The organism is Streptomyces calidiresistens (genome assembly GCF_014141525.1).
Taxonomy (GTDB): Bacteria; Actinomycetota; Actinomycetes; order Streptomycetales; family Streptomycetaceae; genus Streptomyces; species Streptomyces calidiresistens.
Map to the genome: position 1 here is coordinate 1 of NZ_VKHS01000278.1, position 6,239 is coordinate 6,239.

The window sequence follows — 6,239 nt, forward strand, 5'->3', positions numbered from 1 at the left end:
CCATCGATCGCCGTGTCCGGGTCGTCCCCGGGGCCGTCGCCCGCCGCGTCGGCGGGTACCGCCCCCGGGGCGGGTGCCGGGCCGGGGATGTTCGCCCCCTCCTCCGCCATCGCACCCGCACGGGTTCCCGGAGCGCCGTTCGTCTCTCCGGGACCCACGACCGCCGCCCCGGCGCCGGACGGCAAAGCCGCCGTCCCCGCGTCCGCCCCGGCGGCCTCCACGACCGTCGTCGCACCGCCCGTCCCGGTGCCGCTCCCGGTGCCCCGGCCGCGTCCGCCGGCGGCCGACCACCGCGCGACCGGGTCTCCCACCCCGGGTCCCGAGCCTTCCGGGCGGGCGGTGGCACTCCTGGCCGGGCTGCGCCGGCACGACCCCCGGCTGTGCCTCTCCGCCGCCGAGACGCACGCCCTCGCCCCCGTCGTGGAGCGCTGGTTCACCGCCGGCGCGACCCCCGGGGAGGTCGTGCACGCACTGATCAACAACCTCCCGGCGGCCTTCCTCTCCCGCCCCGCCGCGCTCCTCGGGCACCGGTTGCGCACCCACCTCCCCGCCCCGCGCTTCCGGCCACCGGCGGATTCGCCGGCTCCCGAGCACGGGCGTCCGCCCATCCGCACCTGCGCCGGCTGCCACGAGGTCGCCTTCCGCAGCACCACCCGCACCCACTGCACCGCCTGCCGCCCCTGACCGGGACGTGGCCCGCCGTCGTTCAGGCGGGCGGCGGGCGGTACCCCGTGGCCCGATCCCCGGGTTCGTTTCCCTCCCCGACGAACTCCGCCGCGGATACGGCCTCCTCCGCGCGCCGGTACACGGCGGTGACCGAGGCGGAGACGATCGTGCCCAGACCGACGCCGCCGCCCACGAGCATGGTCACGACGGTGGTGAGCCGTGCGCCCTCACGCGAGCTCCGGTGGTACTCCGCCTCGGTGACGGGTGTCCGCTCGGCGTCGCTGTACGAGCCGCGTGGGGGGATGTAGTACTCGTCACCGTCCCGGGCCACGTTCTTCGTGCCGGTGGGTGAGGTGAGGATCCCGACGACCGCCAGGCAGGGCAGAAGGGCGTAGGAGATCTTGAGCCACCGGGGCAGGGTCCACAGGATCCGTACCACGTCCCAACCGCCGAGCAGACCGTGCACCCGCCCGGCGACGGTGAAGAACCCGATGAAGAGCATCAGGAACAGCACGAGAAGCGGTACGAGGAAGAAAGCCCCCGGGACGCGGATCTCCTCGCCGGGGAGAAAGGTGAGCAGGAAGATCACGACGGCCAGGCCGGTGATCCCCATCGCCACCACGAAGGCCACCCGGTGGGCCCCCCACACGCCGGCGTATCCGTACGAGACGGACGTGTCGTGCTTCTCCCCGGTGTCGGCGTCGGCGGGGCCCAATGGGTCGGAGGACGCCTGGCGCACGAACAACACCCTTCCCCGGCACAGTGGTTGAACCGTGACCGTATCGCGGGCGCCGAGGTCGTCCTCCCGCGGCCGGTGGGTGGCCGACCGGCGACCCGTGCGGAAGACAGGCGTTCGCGGGGCGGGCCCGGGGCCGAACGCCGTTGGATTCCCGCCCGGACCGCTGCGCTCCGCCGGGGGACAATGAGGCCGGCGCTCGGGAATCGCCGGGCCCGGGCCGTGACAGGGGGACGGGATGGGGCCGCGACGGGCGTGGTTACCGGCGATCGTCGGGGGAGTGGCGTTGACCCTCCTGCTCCTCGTGATCGGTATGGCGGAGAGCCCCGTCCGGGGCGGCTTCGTGGTGAATCCGTGGGGTGAGCGGGTCCACTCCTGGACGCTCGCCTGGAGTCGGGTCCCGTCGCCCCGGGTGACGATGATCGAACCCGTCCCGGGGCACCCCCTGTTGCCCGGGTGGGCGCGAGGCCTCCAGTACGCGGTGCTGTTCACGGTGACGGCGGCCCTCGCGTACGCCATCACCCGAGCGCCGTCGGGAGACGGCCGTCGGCGGCCGACCGCCGCGTTCGTGTTCTGGGCGGCGTCCGTGGCCGGGGCCGTGGTGGCCGTGACGGTGGCGGCGGTGACCACGGCGGTGGTCGGGAATTCGGGTCCGGCAGGAGCGATGTCGTGGCCACACCTGCTCGCGCGCTCGCTGGAAGCGGCCGTGCCACCGGTGGCGATCCTCGCCCTGCCCGTGGCGGTCCTCTTCGCGGCGGTGCCGCGCCGCTTCGTCCGAGGGGGCACGGCACCGGCCGATGCGGGGCCCCTCGGCCCCCTCGACGAGAAGACGACCCGGAAGGCGGAAACCCGATGAGCGGGAACCCGGAATCCCCCCGACTCCCGGACTCGGGCGTCCCGGTGCTCATGATGTTCGGGGCGCCGTTCGTGTTCGGCGGTGGGGTACGGGCCGCCGGCATCGGCGGATGGCAGTGGCTGTGGGCCGTGGTGCAGTTCGCCCTCGCGGTGACCATGGCCGTGGTCGCCGTGAGGGACCTGCGCCTCCGCTTCCGACTCGCCCGGGCCGAGCGATCCCTGAGGCGGTGACCCCCCCTCCGGGAGCCATACCGGGGCCGCTCGGTCCCACCGGCTCACGCCGTCGGCGAGGGGGCGCCACCGGGCCCCGCGCCACCCCCGAACGGCCGGAGGGCCGGGCCGCGCGGGTGCGCGGTCCGGCCCTCCGGGGGTGCTTCCCGAAAGCCGATCAGAAGCGGCGGGTGATGATCGCCCGCTTGACCTCCTGGATCGCCTTGGTGACCTCGATGCCGCGCGGGCAGGCCTCCGAGCAGTTGAAGGTGGTGCGGCAGCGCCACACGCCTTCCTTCTCGTTGAGGATCTCCAGCCGCTGCTCCCCGCCCTCGTCGCGCGAGTCGAAGATGAAGCGGTGCGCGTTGACGATCGCCGCCGGGCCGAAGTACTGGCCGTCGTTCCAGAACACCGGGCACGAGGAGGTGCACGCGGCGCACAGGATGCACTTGGTGGTGTCGTCGAACCGCTCGCGGTCGGCGGCGGACTGCCGGCGCTCGCGCGTCGGCTCGTTGCCGCTGGTGATCAGGAACGGCATCACGTCGCGGTAGGCCTGGAAGAACGGCTCCATGTCCACCACGAGGTCCTTGAGGACCGTCAGGCCCTTTATCGGCTCCACCGTGATCGGCTTGGCCGGGTTCAGGTCCTTGATCAGCGTCTTGCACGCCAGCCGGTTGCGGCCGTTGATGCGCATCGCGTCGGAGCCGCAGATGCCGTGCGCGCAGGAGCGCCGGAAGGTGAGGGTGCCGTCCTCCTCCCACTTGATCTGGTGGAGGGCGTCCAGGACCCGCTCCTTGGGATCGATGTCGATCCGGAAGTCCTGCCACGTGACCTCGGCCGAGACCTCGGGGTTGAAGCGGCGCAGGCGGAAGGTGACGGAGATCTTGTGGGAGGCGGCCGAACCCCCGTCGGGGGCGCCGGTCGTCTCCTTCTCCACGGTCGCGGTGCTCATCAGTACTTGCGCTCCATCGGCTGGTAGCGGGTCTGGACGACCGGCTTGTAGTCCAGCCGGATCGATTCGTTGCCCTCGGAGTCGACCTCGCGGTACGCCATGGTGTGCCGCATGAAGTTGACGTCGTCCCGGTCGGGGAAGTCCTCGCGGTAGTGGCCGCCGCGCGACTCCTTGCGGGCCAGCGCGGAGACGACCAGCACCTCCGCCAGTTCGAGCAGGTTGCCCAGCTCCAGGGCCTCCAGCAGGTCGGTGTTGAAGCGCCGGCCCTTGTCCTGCACCGACACGTTCTTGTACCGGGCGCGCAGCTCGACGATGTCCTCGCGGGCCTGCTTGAGGGTCTGCTCGGTGCGGAACACCATCGCGTTGCGGTCCATCGTCTCCTGGAGCTCGCGACGGATCGCCGCCACGCTCTCGCCGCCGGAGGCGTCCCGCATCCGGGTGACCTCGTCGGCGACGAACTTCTCCGGGGCCTCCGGCAGCTCGACGAAGTCGGCGGTCGCCGCGTACTCGGCGGCGGCGATGCCGGCCCGGCGGCCGAAGACGTTGATGTCCAGCAGCGAGTTGGTGCCCAGGCGGTTGGCGCCGTGCACCGACACGCACGCGACCTCGCCGGCGGCGTACAGGCCGGGGACGATGTCGGTGTTGTTGATCAGCACCTCGCCCTTGACGTTGGTCGGGATGCCGCCCATCGCGTAGTGCGCGGTGGGCTGGATCGGGATCGGGTCCGTGTAGGGCTCGATGCCGAGGTAGGTGCGCGCGAACTCGGTGATGTCCGGCAGCTTGGCGTCCAGCTGCTCCGGCGGCAGGTGGGTGAGGTCCAGGTACACGTGGTCGGCGTCGGGGCCGCAGCCGCGGCCCTCGCGGATCTCGGTGTAGATGGACCGGGAGACCATGTCGCGCGGGGCGAGATCCTTGATGGTCGGCGCGTAGCGCTCCATGAAGCGCTCGCCGTCCTTGTTGCGGAGGATGCCGCCCTCGCCGCGGGCGCCCTCGGTGAGGAGGATGCCCATCTTCCAGATGCCGGTCGGGTGGAACTGGAAGAACTCCATGTCCTCCAGCGGCAGTCCGCGCCGGAACGCGGCGGCCTGGCCGTCACCGGTGAGGGTGTGGGCGTTGGAGGACACCTTGTAGAACTTGCCGGTGCCGCCGGAGGCGAAGACGATCGCCTTGGCCTGGAAGACGTGCAGCTCGCCGGTGGCCAGCTCCAGCGCGACGACGCCGGCGGCCTTCTTGACCCCGTCGACCTCGTTGAGCAGCAGGTCCAGGACGTAGAACTCGTTGTAGAACTCCACGCCCTCCTTGACGCAGTTCTGGTACAGCGTCTGGAGGATCATGTGGCCGGTGCGGTCCGCGGCGTAGCAGGAACGGCGCACGGCCGCCTCGCCGTGGTTGCGGGTGTGGCCGCCGAAGCGCCGCTGGTCGATGGTGCCCTCGGGGGTCCGGTTGAAGGGCAGGCCCATCTTCTCCAGGTCGAGGACGGAGTCGATGGCCTCCTTGGCCAGGATCTCCGCGGCGTCCTGGTCGACCAGGTAGTCACCACCCTTGACGGTGTCGAAGGTGTGCCACTCCCAGTTGTCCTCCTCGACGTTGGCCAGGGCGGCGGCCATGCCGCCCTGCGCCGCGCCGGTGTGGGAGCGGGTGGGGTAGAGCTTGGTCAGCACGGCCGTGCGGCTGCGCTTGGTGGCCTCGATGGCCGCCCGCATCCCGGCGCCGCCGGCGCCGACGATGACGGTGTCGTACTTGTGTGTCTGCATGAGTCGTCAGCCCCGGTGCGTCAGCGGATGTTCGGGTCGAAGGTGAAGATCACCAGCGTGCCCAGGAGGATGGTGAAGACGGTCGCCGTGTAGAGCAGCATCTTCAGCCAGAAGCGGGTGTTGTCCCGCTGGGCGTAGTCGTTGATGATCGTCCGCAGACCGTTGGCGCCGTGCAGCATGGCCAGCCACAGCATCAGCAGGTCCCAGACCTGCCAGAACGGGGAGGCCCAGCGGCCGGCGACGAACGCGAAGCTGACCTTGCTCACGCCACCGTCCAGCACCAGCTGGATCAACAGGTGCCCGAGCACCAGGAAGACCAGCAGGATGCCGGAGAGCCGCATGAACAGCCAGCCGTGCAACTCGAAGTTGGTGCGGGTCGAGCGCGGGGAGCGCCCGGTGCGGGTGCGCGGCGGCTCGATCACCGGGGCCGGGTTGTCCGGGCCGATGGGGCGCTCGCCGGCCGTGCCGCTGTTCGCGGGGGTGGTTTCGGTGGACATTCTCGATCAGCTCCCGAACAGCTCGCGGAAGGCGTGACCCAGCACGGGCCACGCGGCGCCGGCCATCAGCAGGCCCCAGACGGCCATGACGGTCCACAGCATCTGCTTCTGGTACCGGGCGCCCTTGCTCCAGAAGTCCACCGCCACGACCCGCAGGCCGTTGAGGGCGTGGAAGAGGACGGCGGCGACCAGGCCGTACTCCATGAAAGCGACGAGTGGCGTCTTGTAGACGGCGATGGTCTGGTCGTACGCCTCGGGGGAGACGCGGACGAGTGCGGTGTCGAGTACGTGGACGAACAGGAAGAAGAAGACGAGGACACCGGTGACTCGGTGAGCCACCCATGACCACATGCCTTCCCGGCCGCGGTACAGCGTTCCAGCCGGCACGGAAAAACCCTCCGGGAGCGGATGTCGGGGCCTGCCGGCCGTTCCTGTTCCAGGTGAGGTCCGCGGGCCCGGCCGGAGACGGTCCACCGGCCGCCCGACATGGTATCGACGGGGTGCGGGGCGGCCGGGACCGGGGGTGCGGATGTGATCAATTCGGCACCCGTCCGGGCACGTCCGGGTGC

8 protein-coding genes are annotated in these 6,239 nt (G+C 71.3%); 3 read left to right on the forward strand and 5 right to left on the reverse strand.

Features of this window, described 5'->3' with window-relative positions; translation table 11 throughout:
• Positions 1 to 339 precede the first annotated feature (339 nt).
• Positions 340 to 684: a hypothetical protein gene (locus FOE67_RS13180; protein ID WP_182663848.1), complete on the forward strand. Its 345-nt coding sequence runs from the start codon at positions 340 to 342 to the stop codon at positions 682 to 684.
• A gap of 22 nt (positions 685 to 706) precedes the next feature.
• Here FOE67_RS13180 and FOE67_RS13185 read toward each other — a convergent pair whose 3' ends face one another.
• Complete coding sequence (locus FOE67_RS13185; RefSeq protein WP_182663850.1) at positions 707 to 1,414, reverse strand: hypothetical protein; 708 nt, start codon at positions 1,412 to 1,414, stop codon at positions 707 to 709.
• A 268-nt stretch (positions 1,415 to 1,682) separates the two neighbouring features.
• Here FOE67_RS13185 and FOE67_RS13190 point away from each other — a divergent pair, with 268 nt between their 5' ends.
• Positions 1,683 to 2,258 carry a hypothetical protein gene (locus FOE67_RS13190; protein WP_182663852.1) on the forward strand — a complete coding sequence of 192 codons (576 nt, stop codon included), beginning with the start codon at positions 1,683 to 1,685 and terminating at the stop codon, positions 2,256 to 2,258.
• A complete protein-coding gene (locus FOE67_RS13195; RefSeq protein WP_182663854.1) occupies positions 2,255 to 2,488 on the forward strand; it encodes a hypothetical protein in 234 nt (77 codons plus the stop codon). The genes FOE67_RS13190 and FOE67_RS13195 overlap by 4 nt, the downstream gene beginning before the upstream one ends.
• A 157-nt stretch (positions 2,489 to 2,645) precedes the next feature.
• Here the strand turns inward: FOE67_RS13195 and FOE67_RS13200 are convergent, their stop codons facing one another.
• The 4 genes from FOE67_RS13200 to sdhC are packed head-to-tail and all read right to left on the reverse strand — an operon-like array spanning position 2,646 to position 6,057.
• On the reverse strand, positions 2,646 to 3,419 hold the full coding sequence (locus FOE67_RS13200) for a succinate dehydrogenase iron-sulfur subunit (protein ID WP_182663855.1): 774 nt from the start codon (positions 3,417 to 3,419) through the stop codon (positions 2,646 to 2,648).
• Entirely contained in the window at positions 3,419 to 5,173 is a 1,755-nt protein-coding gene (gene sdhA / locus FOE67_RS13205) for a succinate dehydrogenase flavoprotein subunit (RefSeq protein WP_182663857.1), read from the reverse strand. The genes FOE67_RS13200 and sdhA overlap by 1 nt, the downstream gene beginning before the upstream one ends.
• A gap of 20 nt (positions 5,174 to 5,193) precedes the next feature.
• Positions 5,194 to 5,670, reverse strand: coding sequence for a succinate dehydrogenase hydrophobic membrane anchor subunit (locus tag FOE67_RS13210; RefSeq protein ID WP_182663859.1), 477 nt, complete (start codon positions 5,668 to 5,670; stop codon positions 5,194 to 5,196).
• A gap of 6 nt (positions 5,671 to 5,676) precedes the next feature.
• The gene (sdhC, locus tag FOE67_RS13215; RefSeq protein ID WP_143619716.1) at positions 5,677 to 6,057 is read right to left on the reverse strand and encodes a succinate dehydrogenase, cytochrome b556 subunit; all 381 of its coding nucleotides are present in this window, start codon (positions 6,055 to 6,057) and stop codon (positions 5,677 to 5,679) included.
• Positions 6,058 to 6,239: the final 182 nt, after the last annotated feature.

Bases quoted from the DNA above. Each gene is read 5' to 3' on its own strand.
- FOE67_RS13195 (WP_182663854.1), top strand. From the start codon at position 2,255: ATGAGCGGGAACCCGGAATCCCCCCGACTCCCGGACTCGGGCGTCCCG.
- FOE67_RS13200 (WP_182663855.1), bottom strand. From the start codon at position 3,419: ATGAGCACCGCGACCGTGGAGAAGGAGACGACCGGCGCCCCCGACGGG.
- sdhA (WP_182663857.1), bottom strand. From the start codon at position 5,173: ATGCAGACACACAAGTACGACACCGTCATCGTCGGCGCCGGCGGCGCC.
- FOE67_RS13210 (WP_182663859.1), bottom strand. From the start codon at position 5,670: ATGTCCACCGAAACCACCCCCGCGAACAGCGGCACGGCCGGCGAGCGC.